The organism is Pseudomonas sp. S8 (assembly GCF_050473925.1).
Lineage (GTDB): Bacteria > Pseudomonadota > Gammaproteobacteria > Pseudomonadales > Pseudomonadaceae > Aquipseudomonas > Aquipseudomonas parakoreensis.
Map to the genome: position 1 here is coordinate 3672812 of NZ_JBFDVZ010000016.1, position 15969 is coordinate 3688780.

The following is a 15969-nucleotide window of genomic DNA, read 5'->3' on the forward strand; positions in this document are numbered from 1 at the left end:
GATCGCAGCCTGCGGCAGCTCCTACAGGATCGCGATCTCATGTAGGAGCTGCCGCAGGCTGCGATCTTTTGATCTTATTTTTTCTTCAGGCAATCACTCATGAAGGTCTTGCGCGCATCACCGGTCAGGGCCTTGGTTTTCGCGTCGGCGTTGCAGGTCTTCATTTTTTCCTGCTGCGGGGTCAGCACTTTGGCGTCGTTGGCGGCCGGTGCAGCCTTGAGGCAAGTGCTCATGAAAGTCTTGCGCTCATCGCCCTTGAGGTTCTTGGCGGTAGCGTCGGCATTGCAGGTGGTCATTTTGTTCTGTTGCGCCGTGGCGGCGAAACCCTGGGAACACAGGAGCAGACCGATCATCAACAAAGGCACACGCAACATCTTCATGGAGTTTTCTCCTTGTCGCCGCATCGATGGATGCGGCCTCCGCTGAAGTGTAGCCAAATCTTGTTACACCTTCCTGCCTTCCAGGTGGCTACGCCGATACTGTTCCGGCGTACAGCCGGCCTGCCGGGCAAACATGGCGATGAAGGCCGAGCCACTGCTGTAACCCAGATCGAAGGCGATCTCCTGCACGCTCTTCGTGCTTTCCAGTGCCTCGATGGCAGCCAGGTAACGCAGGCGCTGACGCCATTCGCCGAAACTCATGCCCAACTCGCGCACGAACTGCCGGGCCAACGTGCGCTCGCTGACGTGTACCTGCGCCGCCCAGTGCGCCAGCGGCTGGTTATTGCCGGGATCGGCCTGCAATGCATCGAGAATCGCCAGCAACCCGGGATGGCTCGCGTACGGCAGATAACATTCATGTACCGGCGCCTGTTGCAGTTGATCGACCAGCACCTGGGCCAGACGCTGGTCGGCGTCGAGTTCGGGGATCTTCACGTCGCGGGCGGCGAAGTCCTTGAGAATCGCCTTGAGGATGTCGCTGATCGCCAGCGTGCAGGCGCGCTCCGGCAAATTGGCGCAGACCTTCGGGTCGAGGCATACCGCGCGGTAGTTGACCGGTTGATGGCTGTAGAAACTGTGCTCGATCTGCGGCGGCACCCACACCGCGTACTGCGGCGGCGACATGAAGCGGCTGCCGTCGACGTCCATGTGCAGCACACCGTGGGCCGCGTACTCCAGCGTGCCCCACGGATGGCGGTGCGGCGCGGCGTATTCATGGGCGTTGAAGTCGGCGTAGCGGAAGTACACCGCCGACGGCAATTCGCTGAAATCCAGCAGATCGATGTGTTTACTGTTCATGCTGTCCGGTTGCAGAGGCAGGTTGTCCGGTTCGCAGTATAGGGCTGCATCCAGACAGGGGATAATCACGGTTCATCAACGTTCTGGTTTTAACCCATGCAATACGCGTTTCCCCTGCTGGCGATTTTCATCTGGGCCGGCAATACCGTGATCAACAAACTGGCGGTCGGGGCGATCTTCCCCGCCGAGATCGGTTTCTACCGCTGGCTGCTCGCCGGCCTGCTGTTCACCCCGTTCATGCTCAAAGCGGTGATCGCCCACTGGCCGCAGATCCGCCCGAATCTGGGCAAGATCTTCATCCTCGGCGTGCTCGGGATGGCGGTCTATCAAAGCCTGGCCTACTTCGCCGCGACCCTGACCACGGCGACCAACATGGGCATCATCCTGTCGCTGATGCCGCTGATGTCGCTGGCCATGGCGATCATCAGCCTCGGCCAACGCCTGACTGCCGGCGCATTGTTCGGCGCGGTGCTGTCGTTCGCCGGCGTGCTGGTGGTGGTGTCGTCCGGCAGCCTCGGCGCGCTGCTGCAACATGGAGTGAACCTGGGTGACGCGATGATGCTGATCGCCACCCTGGCCTACGCGATCTACAGCACCCTGCTAAAAAAATGGCAGCTGCGCCTGCCGCCGCTGGTGTTGCTGTACCTGCAGGTTCTGGTGGCGATTGTGGTGCTGTTTCCGCTGTACGCCGCCTCGCCGAAAACCGGCTTCACCGCGCAGAACATTCCGCTGGTGCTGTATGCGTGCCTGCTGGCCTCGATGCTCGCGCCGCTGGCGTGGATGCAGGCGGTGCAGCGTCTGGGGCCGAGCCGGACCACGTTGTTCTTTAACCTGCTGCCGCTGATTACCGCGCTGATTGCGGCGGTGGTGTTGAAGGAAGAGCTGGCGATGTATCACCTGGTGGGTGGGGTGTTGACGTTGGGTGGGGTGATTCTGTCGGAGCGCTGGACCACCGTTCTAGGCCGCAAACTCAGCGTTGCCTGATGGAAAAGATCGCAGCCTGCGGCAGCTCCTACAGGTGATCGCGTGGATGAACGCTGAAACCTTGTAGGAGCTGCCGCAGGCTGCGATCTTTTGATCTTGTCTTGGCTTTTACAAGCCGGCAGCCTTGAGCCGCGCCGCATGCTCGACAAACAACCGCACCGGATCCGCGCCCTTGCCCACCAGCCCCAGCGACTGGTTGACGATATCGAAGTGATCCAGCGGATAGTCGTCGCCAATCACCGTGCCCAGGTGCGAGCTGTAGCGCCCGACCATCCCGTCACACTGCCCCGGCTCACGCACGAAGGTTTTCGCGAACAATCGGCAGCTGCGGTTGGTGCCGTCGAACAGGTTGCCACCGCGGTCAGTCTTGCCCGGCTGCAATGTGCCTGACCACGAGTAATAACGCACGCCGTTGACCTCTTCCGGCCCGTGCCCGCCCCAGGTTTCGGGCAGGCCCTGTGGATAACGCTGATTGAACAGCGCCACGCCCTCGCGGGTCAGCGACTGATGCGATGCGTGGATATCCACCGGCAGTTTCGGCCCGTGATAACCGGTTTCCAGCCGCGCCATCAGCCAGCCGATCAAACGCAGCAGCGCTTCGAGCAGACGGCCCTTGGCGGTGTTCGCCGGGTAGTGTTGCTGCAGATAGTCGGCCAGTTCCGAACCGTGATTGGGCCCGGCCACCGACGTGACCGAAGCGACCAGATCCGGCCGTTTCGCGGCGGCATAACGGGCGGTCAACGAACCCTGGCTGTGACCGAACAGATTGACCCTGGCCGCGCCGGTCTCGCGCAGAATCTCGTCGATCCGCGCCAGCAATTGCTCACCGCGCACCTCGGTGGAGTGTAGCGGCGACACCTGTACCGCAATCACTGTGGCCCCGCCACGGCGCAACGCCTTGATGATCCCGTACCAGTACGGATACAGCAGCAGCCGGATAAACCCGAGCATGCCCGGCACCAGCACCAGTGGATAACGTGTCGCCGTACCTTGTGACATGGGCAAACATCCTTGTGGTCGCTGAGTGGATGCCGGACGTGCAAAACGCCCGCCAAGCATCCTCTCTGATGATGACAACTCCACGACCAGCCTACTTCAGGCCCACCACCCCCGCCACAATCAGCCCCACCGACAGCAGTTTCATCAGGGTCAGGCTCTCGCCCAGCAAGGCAAAGCCGAGAAACACCGTGCCCAGCGAGCCGATCGCGGTCCAGATCGGGTAGGCGATGCTCACCGGCAACTCGCGCATCGCCAGCGTCAGGAAGTAAACCCCGCCAATCGCCGCGAGCACCGTGATCAGCGACGGCCACAACCGGGTGAAGCCTTCGGCGTATTTCATGCCCATGGCAAACGTGACTTCGAACCCGGCGGCGATCAGCAGGAACAGCCAGGCCATCTAGAACCCCCGGGCGAGGTCGAGCAAACGCTGCTCGGCCTCGGCCACTGACACGGCGAAGGTGCGCTCGGCCGACTCTTCACCCTCGGCCGCGACCACCGTGACGTCGTTGATGCCGATAAAGCCCAGCGCGGTGCGCAACCACGGATCGGCGTGGTTCAGTGCTTCCAGTTCACCGCCGGGGCCGAAGCCGAACCCGCCGCGACTGGTGACGATCAACGCTTTCTTGCCCTGCAGCAGCGGGGTGTACTGGGCCACGCCGTTGTCGAGGCTGTGGTCGAACGTCAGGCCCAGGCGCACGATCTGATCGACCCAGGCCTTGAGGCCGCTGGGCACGCTGAAGTTGTACATCGGCGTGGAAATCAGCAGCAGGTCATGCTCGAACAACTCGCCGACCAATTGATCGCTGAGCGCCAGATCGGCCTGCATCGACAGTGGGCGCGCCTCGGGCTCAGGATGAAACGCGGCAGCGACAAACGCTTCGTTGACTGGCGGGATCAGCGTGCGCCCGACTTCACGGCGGGTGACCTGCGCCTGCGGATGGCGCAATTGCCAGGCGCTGAGAAAGCTTTCTGCGAGGCGCCGTGAATGCGAACGGTCACCCCGTGGGCTGGCATGTATTGCAAGAATTTTGCTCATCTGTATTTCCTCCGGACTAGAATCAAACGGCTTGTGGCTTGCAGCTTGAAGCGCGTGACCGCGTCCGTTCAAATGAGCAAAAATCAGTCGGGATGAATTCATTTCATCCATGGAGTTTTCAATGTTCGCCTCGTTGCCGCTGACCGCTCTGCGCGCCTTCGAATCCGCTTCGCGCCTGCTGAGTTTCAAGGCCGCCGCCGAAGAGCTGTCGGTCACGCCCACGGCAATCTCTCATCAGATCCGTACGCTGGAAGACTGGCTCGGCGTGGCACTGTTCGAACGTTTGCCGCGTCAGGTACGCCTGACCGAAGGTGGCGAGCGGCTGTTTCGCAGCCTGCACGGCGCGCTGCTGGAAGTGGCGCAAAGCGTCGATACCCTGCGCCCGCAACGCAGTGGCAGCAGCCTGACGCTGTCGACCACGGCCGCCTTCGCCGCGCTATGGCTGGTACCGCGCCTCGGGCGCTTTTATGCGCAGCACCCGAACATCAACGTGCGCCTCGATACCCACTGCGAAGTCATCGACTTGCATCAGGACGCCAGCGTCGATCTGGTGCTGCGCTACAGCCTTGACGACTACCCCAATCTTTACGGCTTGTGCCTGTTCGATGAGTCGTTCGGCGTGTACGGCTCACCGGAGCAGGTGGCGCTGGCCGCCCGGCGCACGCCGGCGCTGATCAGCGTGCGCTGGCACAACTCGAAGCTGTATGCCCACGGCTGGGAAGCGTGGTGCGCCCGCGCAGGTGAGAACTGGCTGAACCAGCATCCCGCAATGCGCGAATACGACGAAGAGCACTACGCCTTGCAAGCGGCAATTGCCGGGCAAGGCTTGGTCCTTGCGAGCAATATTCTGGTCTCGCAGAGCGTCGCCAGCGGTTTACTGGTGCCGTACAAGGGGCAGGTGCAGGTTGAGGGTGCCGGGTACAGCGCGCTGTGCGTGCCGGGACGGGAGCGCCATCCGCCGGTGCGGGCGTTTTTTGCCTGGTTGCAGGAGGAGGCCGTGTTGTCCGGACTGACGCCAAGATCGCAGCCTTCGGCAGCGCCTACAGGGGGGACGGCGCAAATCTCGTAAAACTTTTTGCGTCGCGCAGGACTCACAACCAGGGTAAGCGATCACGCCTGTAGAGCGTGGCGCCCATTGGATTAGCCTCCTGGAGATCGAAATGAGCGATGACCTGCACTTGTCGGATGTCAAAACCCTGCGCGAACGTGCGCGGCAACACGTCGAGAACGGCGCGGTAACCGAAAGCTACAGTGCCAACCGTGAAGAGGTGCTGCGCCTGCTCAACGAATCGCTGGCCACCGAGCTGGTCTGCGTGCTGCGCTACAAGCGTCACTACTTCATGGCCAACGGTCTGAAAGCCAATGTGGCCGCTGACGAATTTCTCGAACACGCCACCCAGGAAGCACAACACGCCGACCGTCTGGCCGAGCGCATCGTGCAACTGGGCGGCGAGCCGGAGTTCAATCCGGACCTGCTGTCGAAAATGTCCCACGCCCAATATGTGGCGGGGAACACCTTGAAGGAAATGGTCTATGAGGACCTGGTGGCCGAGCGGATTGCCATCGACAGCTACCGCGAGATCATTCAGTACATCGGCGAAAAAGACCCGACGACTCGGCGCATCTTCGAAGACATCCTCGCGCAGGAAGAAGAGCATGCCGATGACATGGCCGACATTCTGAAAGACCTGTAAGCCCTTCGAAACCGCCTTCGCGAGCCTGCTCGCGAAGGGGCCGCAACAGAAGCAAAAAGATCGCAGCCTGCGGCAGCTCCTACATTCCACTGTAGGAGCTGCCGCAGGCTGCGATCTTTTGCTCTTGCCTTACTTGGTTGGCTTGACGGTCACGGGCGCCTTGCCCGCCTTCATCTGCTCAAGCAGCGGTGCACACTGATTCGGCTCCCCGCCACTCGGCGCCACCAGCGCCAGCAGCCCCGCCGCTGGTGCAGCGATCACGCCCAGTGCAACCATTCCCGCCCCGCGCAGCATCAACGGTACAGCCTTGACCCCGGCGTCCGGCTTGATGAACTTGCCGCGCACGTACAGCGGTGAACGCAGCGAAATCAGACGCCAGCCCTTGGATTCCGGGGTCACGGTCAGGTCCAGTTGCTCGGTGGCCATGTTCGCCGTGCCGTCGATATAGATGATCGCGTTCTCGGTATCGAACACAAACAACCGGGTGGTCGCCAGGCCGGTCTTGATGTCGAAGTCCGCCGCCGCGCAGTTGATCTTCACTTCCTTGTCGCCAAAGATCTTGCCGACCACATAGTTACCGACGTTAAGCCCTGCCAGTTCCATCAGCTCACGGCTGATCGCCCCGTCGTTGATCAGCATCTTCAACTGGCCATTGGCGCCGCCGAGCAGCTTGGCCACCGAATTGCCGCGGCCGCTGATGTCGGCGTCGCCATTGAGCTCACCGAAACTGGTTTTCATCGGTTCGAAGGTCGGGAACAACTGCTTGAGTTTGAACCCGCGCGCGGTCAGTTTGGCCCGCCCTTCCAGCGGTTCGGCTCGACCGTTGAGGCGGATCTGCGCGTCCAGATTGCCGCCGGCCACGCCGAAGCGCAGCGGTTCCAGGCTGAGCTCGCCGTCGTTGAGTTTCAGATGGGTATAAAGGTCGGTGAAGGGCAGTTTTTCGCTGTGCACGATGCGTTTGCCGGTGAACTCGACGTCGGCATCCATCGCGCGCCAGCGGTCGGTCTTGAATTCTTCCACCGGCAGCACTTTGTCGCTCGGCTGCTTGCTCTCGCCGCCGCGGGCCTTTTGCTTGTCATTCGAGTCGGCGCCGATCAGCGGCGCGAGGTCGGCGAACAGCAGCTGATTGGACAGCAGCGCACCACTGAGTTTTGGCCGAGGCTGACTGGCGACATAGGTCAGATCGCCATGAATGTCACTGCCGCCGATCTTGCCGTTGAACTGCTCGTAGGTGAATTTCGCCCCGGCGGTGTCATGCAATTTGGCGATCAAGTGACCGTCGGTGGAATACGGCGGCGTATCCGGCAGGGTCACGCCGGTCAGCGGATAGAGGTTGCCGAGGCTGGCACCGGCCAGTTTCAGCCGCAGATCGAGGGCACCGAGGTTGAGCGGGTCGGTCAACGTGCCGGCGAGTTCGAGGCTGGTGGCGCCGATCTTCGCCTGGGCCTGCAGCGGGAATGGTTTGTTCGCGTCCTGCAACGCCAGCAATCCACCGATTTTGCCCTGGCCGGTGAGACTCTGGCCATGGTATTGGCCTTTGACCTTCAGCGCGAACGCATAGTCCTGCGGCGCGGTGCCTTTGTCCTGGGCCGTTTTCGCGGCTTTGTCACCGACGATTTCGCTGAACGGAATCGGCTTGCCTAGCGGGTCGATCACCACGTCGAGATTGGTCTTCAGCGTCTGGTCGTCCAGCGTGACGTGGCCCTTGTCGAAACCGATGGCGCCGATGTCCACCACCCAGTTCGACGGTTCGGCGTTCGGGTCTTTCGGGTCGATCTTGAAGGTCCAGTTGGCGCGCCCATCGGCCAAGCGTTGCAGTTGCGCATTGGGTTCGGTCAGGTCGATCCGCGGGATCGTCACCCGTTGCGCCAGCAGGGCCAGCGGCGAGATGCGCAGCTCCACGCGTTTGAGCGTGACCATCTGCGGCTGCTTCGACCAGTCCGGATTACCCAGCGTCAGGTCTTCAGCCACCACGTGCGGCCACGGCACCCAGGCCCGCCAGCCGCCCTCGTCCGGCTCGCGCTGCCAGATCACCGCGAGGTTGCCATTGATGGCAAACGGTCGATGCAGTTCTTCCGAGACTTTGGCGTTGAGCGGCGGTTTGATCCGGTTCCAATCGAAGAACACGATGATCAGAACGAGTACCGCCAGCAGCAGTACGAGGATGGCGAAGGTCCAACTGAAGATTTTCCCGGTGCGCGTCATGCACAAAACTCCTGATGACGACCGCACGCCGACTTCGCGACGCACAGCTGAAACGGCGGGCCAAAGCGGCCCTCATGAAATCTACGACTGGCAAACAGTGCGCAGGTTTAATCGGAATATAGATTCCGTGGCAAAAAATCGCCCGAATGCTGACCGATTGGTCGAACAGCGTTACCGCCATCCGCACATTTGCGAGGCGCGAGTGAGTCGAAAATACCCACTGCGGTGCAAAACCGCCGCCCGCAAACGCCCGAGCTAGAGCGCCTCGGCAGAACAATCAATTCTGTTGATTATTACCATTGCGTTTATGAACTTTTATATCGACTTATCGAGAGTAGCATTGGCTTCGTACCCACTTTATCGCCCTCCCAAGGAGCAACCCATCATGAAACGCCAATTACTGCTCAGCCTTACCCTGTCGATGCTAGCCAGCACTGCTTTCGCCCTGCCCGCTGCCGATCAGGCTACCCCACAAGTGAAATCCAGCCACTCGGTGTTCAGCCAGACTGTGGCTGCTGATGGCGGTGACCGCACGCCACAAGGCCAGACCCTGGCTGAAAACGGCCGTAATCGTCTGGAAGAAAAGGGCCTGGTACAAGACGGCTACGACAAGACGCCACAAGGTCAAGCTGTAGCAGAAGGTGGCCGTGATCGTCTGGAAGAGAAAGGTCTGGTGCAAGACGGCTATGACAAGACTCCACAAGGTCAGACCCTGGCTTCCGATGGCAGCGACCGCACTCCACAAGGCCAGACCCTCGCTGAAGGTGGTGGTGACCGCACCCCACAAGGCCAGACCCTTGCCGAAGACGGTTTCGACAAAACCCCACTGGGCCAAGCCGTTGCCGAAGGTGGTGGTGACCGTGTCATCGAACGCAACAGCGCTTTGAGCTAAGCCCATGGCGGCCTGGAAAAAAAGCCCAATCACCGGATTGGGCTTTTGACTTTTTCAGCACTGGCAATCTGCAAAACCCTTTTTTACCGCCGACATTCCCCCTGCCGTTCGACGCCAGCAAAGCCGATTTGCTAGAGTGCGGCGCTTGTCCCGCTCAAGAAAACGCCTTTGCGATGCTGCCCCGCGCCGAACAGAAACAACAGACCCGCAACGCCCTGATGGACGCTGCCCGCCATTTGATGGAAAGCGGCCGAGGTTTCGGCAGCCTGAGCCTGCGCGAAGTGACCAAGACCGCCGGCATCGTGCCCACCGGTTTCTATCGGCATTTCACCGACATGGACGAGTTGGGTCTGGTGCTGGTCAGTGAAGTCGGCCAGACCTTCCGCGAAACCATCCGCCTGGTGCGCCACAACGAATTCGTCATGGGCGGCATCATTGATGCGTCGGTGCGGATCTTCCTCGACGTGGTCAGCGCCAACCGCTCGCAATTCCTGTTTCTCGCCCGCGAGCAGTACGGCGGCTCGCTGCCGGTGCGTCAGGCAATCGGTCGTCTGCGCGAGAACATCAGCGCCGACCTCGCGGCCGACCTGACGCTGATGCCCAAGTTGCAACATCTGGATGCGGCCGGCCTGAGCGTGATCGCCGACCTGATCGTCAAATCGGTGTTCGCCACCCTGCCGGACATCATCGACCCGCCTGCCGAGGCCCTGCCGGAACATCTGACACCCCAGGCGAAGATCACCCAGCAACTGCGCTTCATCTTTATCGGCCTCAAGCACTGGCAAGGGCTGGGCAGTACCGAGTAAAGATCAAAAGATCGCAGCCTTCGGCAGCTCCTACACCAATCCCCTGTAGGAGCTGCCGAAGGCTGCGATCTTTTTTATTGGCTACAAATTGGTGCATGTAAAAATCTTCACGCACCAAAATCTTCCAAAATCCTGCAACATCTTGAAACATCCTCTACGCTCCGACAGGGATTTCCTACATCTCGCACGGTTGGCAAGCCCCTTGCTCTAGCCCTCTCTACAGTCCACTGCTGGAAGCTTTCCGATGCTGGTGATTCATCGCAGAATCGACCCTCAACCTGTCTGGTCCGCCGAGTTGCACCTGACGTTCGAAGCGCGGAGCAAAAGCCGTCTGCGCTGTTTCAGTGCCGACGGTGAAGACGTCGGGTTGTTTCTGGAGCGCGGTCAGGCACCGTTATATGACGGCGAATGCCTGCAGGCCGAGGACGGCCGCATCGTTCGCGTCTGCGCCCGCCCCGAGCAACTGCTGCACGTCACCTGCGCCAATGCCTTTGAACTGACCCGCGCCGCCTATCACCTGGGCAACCGCCACGTCGCTCTGCAAGTCGGCGATGGCTGGCTGCGTCTGCTCGATGATTACGTGCTCAAGGCCATGCTCGAACAGCTCGGCGCGCAGGTCGAAGCGATTGAAGCGCCGTTCCAGCCGGAGCACGGTGCCTACGGCGGCGGCCATCACCATTCGCGGCATGGCGACGAAGACTTCAACTACGCGCCCAAACTCCATCAGTTCGGCGTTCGCCTGTGAATCCGGCCTGGGCGCTGCTGCGCCTGGCCAGTCCGCAACTGCCGATTGGCGGCTACAGCTATTCGCAAGGACTGGAAATGGCGGTGGATAACGGCCGGGTGAACAACCCGGACAGCGCCCGGCGCTGGATCAGCGATCAACTGCTGCTCAACCTCGCCCGTTTCGAAGCGCCGCTGCTGCTCGCCCACTGTCAGGCCGCTATCGACGAAAACTGGCCCGAGTTGCTGCGCATCTGCGAAACCCACCGCGCCAGCCGCGAGACCCGTGAGTTGCATCTGGAGAGCCGGCAGATGGGTTACTCGCTGCAGCAATTGCTCAATGGCCTGCCGGAACTCGACGCGCCGGCCCGCCGCTTTCTTGAGCAATGCGCGGAACCGCATCTGGCCCTCGGCTGGGCACTCGCCGCCCGCGCCTGGGGCATCAGCCCGCAAGACGCCCTTGCCGCGTGGTTATGGAGCTGGCTGGAAAACCAGCTCGCGGTACTGATGAAAACCCTGCCGCTGGGCCAGCAAGCCGCCCAGCGCCTGACCAGCGAACTGCTGCCGCTGCTGCAACAGGTGCAGCAGGACGCCACGCGCATTAATCCCGAACACATCGGCAGCGCCGCGTTCGGCCTGTCCCTGGCGTGCATGGCGCATGAGCGCCAGTACAGCCGACTGTTTCGCTCTTAGGAGAACAAACCATGAACACACAACCCCTGCGCGTCGGCATCGGCGGCCCGGTCGGTTCCGGCAAAACCGCATTGACCCTGGCCCTGTGCCTGGCGCTGCGTGATCGCTACAACCTGGCCGTCGTCACCAACGACATCTACACCCGCGAAGACGCCGACTTTCTGGTGCGCAACGAAGCACTGGCACCGGAGCGAATCATCGGCGTGGAAACCGGCGGCTGCCCGCACACGGCAATCCGCGAGGACGCCTCGATCAACCTCGAAGCCGTCGATCAACTGAACCGACGCTTTCCAGGGCTGGACCTGATTCTGGTGGAGTCCGGTGGCGACAACCTGTCGGCAACCTTCAGCCCGGAGCTGTCAGACCTGACCATTTACGTGATCGACGTCTCTGCCGGCGACAAGCTGCCGCGCAAGGGCGGGCCGGGGATCTGCAAGTCCGATCTGCTGGTGATCAACAAGATCGATCTGGCGCCGCTGGTCGGCGCGTCGCTGGAAATGATGAACAGCGACACCCAGCGCATGCGTAACGGCAAGCCGTTCGTCTTCAGCAACCAGAAAACCGGCCAGGGCCTGGAAGACATCATTGCCTTCATCGAACGCCAAGGCTTGCTGAACGCCGCCTGATTCATTGACCAACAAGGAAGCTTCTCCATGACACTCAAACGCATTCTCGGCGCCGTGGCGCTGCTGCTGACCCCAGCCCTCGCCTTCGCCCACCCGGGCCACGGCGACAGTGGGCTGGTCGCCGGTATCAGCCACCCGATCGGCGGCCTCGACCACTTGCTGGCGATGATTGCGGTCGGCCTGTGGGCGGCGCAGCAACAAGGTGCGGCGCGTTGGGCGCTGCCATGCACCTTCGTCGGCACCATGCTGATCGGCGGCATGCTCGGTTTTGAAGGGCTGGAGTTGCCGGCGCTGGAAAGCGGGATCGCCGCTTCGGTGCTGGCGCTGGGTCTGGCAGTGGCACTGGCGGTGCGTCCACCGCTAGTGATGGCGGTGGCGGCGACGGCGTTGTTCGCGTTGTTCCATGGCGTGGCGCACGGCCTGGAACTGCCGGACATGAGCAGCCCGTGGGCGTATGCCGCCGGTTTTGTCGCGGCGACGGCAGCGCTGCATGCGGCGGGTTATGCCGTGGTTCGTGTTCTGCCGCAGGCTGCTGCGCCGTTGGTGCGAGTGGCAGGTGCTGCTTCGGCGGTGACTGGCGCCTGGTTGCTGGCCGGCTGATCTCTATCGCCCCCACAATTGGACTGCACTCTCCTGTAGGAGCTGCCGCAGGCTGCGATCTTTTGACTTTGATTGTTAAAAGCCAGATCAAAAGATCGCAGCCTGCGGCAGCTCCTACAGAATCAAGCTGCGAATCCGATTCAATTATGGGAGCGGGCTTGCTCGCGAAGGCGGACTGACAGACACCGCGTCTCATCGGGCCGCCGCTCTGCTACCATGTCGCGCAATCGCCCCAGCCGTGACGACGTCCGCCAATGCCCCATGCTTGCCGCTCCACCTCCCTGCCCGAATTGACCGCCCTGTTCAGCGACGTGCAACAGCACTTTCTGAACGTGATCGTGCCGCTCTGGCAAGGCCCGGGCTGGAACGCCGACATGGCGCTGCCTTACGAGGCACTCGACGCGGCGCATCAACCCTTGCCACCGCAACGCTATCGGGCGATGGCCTGCGCACGGCAGCTGTACCTGTTTTCCAGCCTGATCGGGGTTGTGGATAACGCCGAGGTGCGCGCCGCCGCGCTGTTCCGCTCGCTGCAACGGCACTTCCATGATGCCGAGCACGGCGGCTGGTTCTACAGCATCGACGCGCAAGGCCAGCCGCTGGATCAGCGCAAAGACCTCTACACCCACGCCTTCATCCTCTTCGCCTGCGCCCATTACTGGGCCAAGTCCCGCGAGCCGTTGGTGGAATCCACGCTCAACGCTGCACTGGAAGTGATCGGCCAGCGCTTCGCCGCTGGCGATGGCTTGTACGAAGCGTGCCTGGACCGCGACTGGATCACCCTGCAAACCGGGCCACTGCAGAACCCGCTGATGCACTTGGCCGAAGCGTTCCTCGCCACTTTGGCGGTACGTGAAGACGCGGCGACGCAGCAAGCGCTGGTCGAGTTATGCACAGCCATGCACACGCAGTTCGTCGATCCGCAGCACGGAGTGTTGATGGAGAAGCCGCTCGGGGCTGTGGATAACTGGTACGAGCCAGGGCATCAGTTCGAATGGTATTTCCTGCTTGAATCTTCAGCGCTGCTGCGCGGTTCGAAACTGCACGCGGCGCTGGAGCGAGCCTTTGCTTTCACCGAGCAATTCGGCGTTGAACAGCCTTCAGGGGCGGTGCGGGCGATGCTCGATCTGGAACTGGACGGTCGCCCGAAAGATTCGACTCAGCGCATCTGGGCGCAGGCGGAATACCTGCGCGCCCTGACCTTGCGCCCTAACAGCGAAGGCACCGTGCTGCGCCAGTTGCAGGCGCTGCAGCAACGGTTTCTGCATGCGGGCGGGTGGCATGAGTGCCGGGATGAACTGGGCGAGGTCAGCCGCAAGGACATGCCGTCGACCACGCCTTATCACTTGGCGACGTGCTATAGCGGATTGGCTGAATACCTGCGCTGATCTCTTGAAAAATGGGATTGCTGTTGCAAAGGGATTACTGTGGTGAGGGGATTTATCCCCGACGGGGCGCGAAGCGCCCCTAAAACAGCAGGGCCGCTGCGCAGCCCATCGGGGCGGTGCGACGTTTCGCTAAATCCCCTCGCCACAAATGTGTTGTCAGCCTAAATCGGGGTTACATCACGCGATCCACTTCTTGTCGCCCGTGAAGCTGATGGTCAACCAGCGCGCCGCATCCGGCTCGCCCAACTGCGCCGAAATCTCCTCCCGCAACGCATCCAGTTGCCCAACGCTGTGCAACCGGTAATTCGCCGGCAACACCACATGAATCTCGATGAACCGCGCCCGTCCGTGCTTCTGCACGTAGGTCACGTAATCGTCGAAACCGTGTTCGACCTTCGCCGCTTCCATGACCTGACGCACCTGGTCATCCAGCGTGTCCGGGGCAATACCCAGCACATCGCGCAGCGCGGGGCCGAGGATCTTGAACGCCGGCGGCAACATGGTCAGCGCCAGCACGATCAGGATCAGCGGGTCGACAAATTTCGCCCACGCCTCAAAGCCCTGGGCCTTGAGCAGCAGCGCCACGAGAAAACTGATCAACAGGCCGACCGAGAGCATCGCGTCCACCAGCCAGCTGATGTTGTCGAACTGGATCAGGCTGGACTTGAGTTTGCGATTGCGCCGACGCACGTAGAAGAAATAGGCGAATTCAACGACGGTGAACACCGCCGCATAAATGATCACCAGCCCCAACTCGATGTCGCGGCCGCCGTTGATGATGCCGAACACACCGTTAAGAAACGCATAGATAGCGATCAACAGGAGGAAACTGCCTTCGATCAGCAGCACCATCGGCTCCAGATGCCAGAAACCGAACTGGAAGCGATGATTGCTTTCTTTGGCGATCAACCTGGCGGTGATCAACATCAGTACTTTGATGAACGTTGCGATCAGCGAGAAAAAACCATCGAAAAGGATGGATTGCGAACCTGAAACAAAACCGGTGACGATCCCGGCAATCGACACTGCGAACATCAGGATGGTCGATTGTTTGAGCAGTGACTGCTCACCTCGGTTACTCACGTAGCCTCCTCTAAAAACCCTTGAACCGCGGGGTGCGGTGGGGTTGTTGAGGAGAGAGTTTACCTTATCGCCATGTTTTGCCTGTTACGGCCTCATCGCTGGCAAGCCAGCTCCCACAGGTACCGAGTCGATTACAAGATTTATGTATACCGACGATCCTGTGGGAGCTGGCTTGCCAGCGATGGCCATTATGCGGTCTTACGCCTTGTTACGCTCGATGGCGAACCCGGCCCAGGTCTGGCTCACCGGCATCAGCTCCAGGCTGTTGATGTTGATGTGTGCTGGCGCGTTGAGCACCCAGAAAATCGTTTCGGCGATGTCCTGCGGCTGGATCGGCTCAGCCCCGGCGTAGGTGGCGTTGTAGCGTTCCTGGTCACCGGCAAAACGCACCAGCGAGAACTCGCTTTCGCACAGGCCCGGCTCGATGTTGCTGACGCGCACGCCGGTGCCCTGCAGGTCGCAGCGCAGGTTCAGTGAGAATTGCTTGACGAACGCCTTGGTCGCGCCATACACGTGGCTGCCCGGGTACGGATAGTTACCGGCGATGGAGCCGAGGTTGACGATGCCGGCGCCACGGCCGTGAGCGATCAACCGTGGCAACAGCAGGCGGGTGCTGTACATCAGGCCTTTGACGTTGGTGTCGACCATGGTGTCCCAGTCGTCGAGGTCGCATTTCGGTGCAGGATCGACGCCCAGCGCGAGCCCGGCGTTGTTGATCAAGCCACGCAGCTTGGCGAACGACGGCGGCAGATTGGCAATTGCCTCTTCCATCGCCTTGCGGTCACGTACATCGAGTACCAGGCCATGCACTTCAGTCTGCTCCGACAGTTCGACGCACAGGGCATTCAGACGCTCTGCACGACGACCGGTCAACACCAGTTTCCAGCCAGCCTCGGCAAATCGACGGGCACAGGCTTCACCAAAACCGGAGGTTGCGCCGGTAATAAACAGGGTGTTGGACATCGTGTTCTCCTTGCGTCGGCCGCCAGCGCAGCCATTGGA

Annotated in this window: 18 protein-coding genes; 10 read left to right on the top strand and 8 right to left on the bottom strand. The window is 61.4% G+C overall.

Annotation, left to right across the window (positions count from 1 at the left end; translation table 11 throughout):
- Positions 1 to 74: 74 nt before the first annotated feature.
- Together AB1J88_RS17745 and AB1J88_RS17750 are read right to left on the bottom strand one after the other, a co-directional pair.
- Positions 75 to 380, bottom strand: a complete 306-nt coding sequence (locus tag AB1J88_RS17745; protein WP_041065573.1) for a PsiF family protein — start codon at positions 378 to 380, stop codon at positions 75 to 77.
- A gap of 63 nt (positions 381 to 443) precedes the next feature.
- Entirely contained in the window at positions 444 to 1238 is a 795-nt protein-coding gene (locus tag AB1J88_RS17750; protein WP_430291607.1) for an AraC family transcriptional regulator, read from the bottom strand.
- A 96-nt stretch (positions 1239 to 1334) separates the two neighbouring features.
- On the opposite strand from AB1J88_RS17750, the gene AB1J88_RS17755 reads away from it, so the two are divergent.
- Positions 1335 to 2222 (top strand): DMT family transporter, encoded by an 888-nt coding sequence (locus AB1J88_RS17755; protein ID WP_027613549.1) that lies wholly within the window; start codon positions 1335 to 1337, stop codon positions 2220 to 2222.
- A 108-nt stretch (positions 2223 to 2330) separates the two neighbouring features.
- Here the strand turns inward: AB1J88_RS17755 and AB1J88_RS17760 are convergent, their stop codons facing one another.
- The 3 genes from AB1J88_RS17760 to AB1J88_RS17770 form a co-directional block, all read right to left on the bottom strand.
- On the bottom strand, positions 2331 to 3221 hold the full coding sequence (locus AB1J88_RS17760; RefSeq protein WP_430291608.1) for an alpha/beta fold hydrolase: 891 nt from the start codon (positions 3219 to 3221) through the stop codon (positions 2331 to 2333).
- A gap of 91 nt (positions 3222 to 3312) precedes the next feature.
- A complete protein-coding gene (locus tag AB1J88_RS17765; RefSeq protein ID WP_222016832.1) occupies positions 3313 to 3618 on the bottom strand; it encodes a DMT family transporter in 306 nt (101 codons plus the stop codon).
- On the bottom strand, positions 3619 to 4257 hold the full coding sequence (locus AB1J88_RS17770; protein ID WP_430291609.1) for an FMN-dependent NADH-azoreductase: 639 nt from the start codon (positions 4255 to 4257) through the stop codon (positions 3619 to 3621). It lies immediately after the preceding gene.
- A gap of 109 nt (positions 4258 to 4366) precedes the next feature.
- Between AB1J88_RS17770 and AB1J88_RS17775 the strand changes: the two genes are divergently transcribed.
- On the top strand, positions 4367 to 5326 hold the full coding sequence (locus AB1J88_RS17775) for a LysR substrate-binding domain-containing protein (protein WP_430291610.1): 960 nt from the start codon (positions 4367 to 4369) through the stop codon (positions 5324 to 5326).
- A 91-nt stretch (positions 5327 to 5417) separates the two neighbouring features.
- Positions 5418 to 5951 (top strand): ferritin-like domain-containing protein, encoded by a 534-nt coding sequence (locus AB1J88_RS17780; protein ID WP_003221186.1) that lies wholly within the window; start codon positions 5418 to 5420, stop codon positions 5949 to 5951.
- 129 nt (positions 5952 to 6080) lie between these two features.
- On the opposite strand, the gene AB1J88_RS17785 is transcribed toward AB1J88_RS17780, so the two are convergent.
- Entirely contained in the window at positions 6081 to 8156 is a 2076-nt protein-coding gene (locus AB1J88_RS17785; protein ID WP_430291611.1) for an AsmA family protein, read from the bottom strand.
- 385 nt (positions 8157 to 8541) lie between these two features.
- On the opposite strand from AB1J88_RS17785, the gene AB1J88_RS17790 reads away from it, so the two are divergent.
- The 7 genes from AB1J88_RS17790 to AB1J88_RS17820 all read left to right on the top strand — a co-directional run bounded on the left by AB1J88_RS17790 (position 8542) and on the right by AB1J88_RS17820 (position 13884).
- Positions 8542 to 9048, top strand: coding sequence for a hypothetical protein (locus AB1J88_RS17790; RefSeq protein ID WP_041065594.1), 507 nt, complete (start codon positions 8542 to 8544; stop codon positions 9046 to 9048).
- A 173-nt stretch (positions 9049 to 9221) separates the two neighbouring features.
- On the top strand, positions 9222 to 9854 hold the full coding sequence (locus AB1J88_RS17795; RefSeq protein ID WP_430291612.1) for a TetR family transcriptional regulator: 633 nt from the start codon (positions 9222 to 9224) through the stop codon (positions 9852 to 9854).
- Positions 9855 to 10098: 244 nt separating this feature from the next.
- Positions 10099 to 10599, top strand: coding sequence for an urease accessory protein UreE (gene ureE / locus AB1J88_RS17800; RefSeq protein ID WP_003221180.1), 501 nt, complete (start codon positions 10099 to 10101; stop codon positions 10597 to 10599).
- Positions 10596 to 11270, top strand: a complete 675-nt coding sequence (locus tag AB1J88_RS17805) for an urease accessory protein UreF (protein WP_430291613.1) — start codon at positions 10596 to 10598, stop codon at positions 11268 to 11270. The genes ureE and AB1J88_RS17805 overlap by 4 nt, the downstream gene beginning before the upstream one ends.
- Before the next feature lie 11 nt (positions 11271 to 11281).
- Entirely contained in the window at positions 11282 to 11896 is a 615-nt protein-coding gene (ureG, locus tag AB1J88_RS17810; protein ID WP_041065601.1) for an urease accessory protein UreG, read from the top strand.
- Between the two features lie 27 nt (positions 11897 to 11923).
- Positions 11924 to 12496 carry a HupE/UreJ family protein gene (locus AB1J88_RS17815; protein WP_047291003.1) on the top strand — a complete coding sequence of 191 codons (573 nt, stop codon included), beginning with the start codon at positions 11924 to 11926 and terminating at the stop codon, positions 12494 to 12496.
- 254 nt (positions 12497 to 12750) lie between these two features.
- Positions 12751 to 13884 carry an AGE family epimerase/isomerase gene (locus AB1J88_RS17820; protein WP_430291614.1) on the top strand — a complete coding sequence of 378 codons (1134 nt, stop codon included), beginning with the start codon at positions 12751 to 12753 and terminating at the stop codon, positions 13882 to 13884.
- A 177-nt stretch (positions 13885 to 14061) separates the two neighbouring features.
- On the opposite strand, the gene AB1J88_RS17825 is transcribed toward AB1J88_RS17820, so the two are convergent.
- Positions 14062 to 14967 (bottom strand): cation diffusion facilitator family transporter, encoded by a 906-nt coding sequence (locus tag AB1J88_RS17825; protein ID WP_086794257.1) that lies wholly within the window; start codon positions 14965 to 14967, stop codon positions 14062 to 14064.
- A gap of 198 nt (positions 14968 to 15165) precedes the next feature.
- Positions 15166 to 15930, bottom strand: a complete 765-nt coding sequence (locus AB1J88_RS17830) for an SDR family oxidoreductase (protein ID WP_430291616.1) — start codon at positions 15928 to 15930, stop codon at positions 15166 to 15168.
- Between the last annotated feature and the right edge of the window lie 39 nt (positions 15931 to 15969).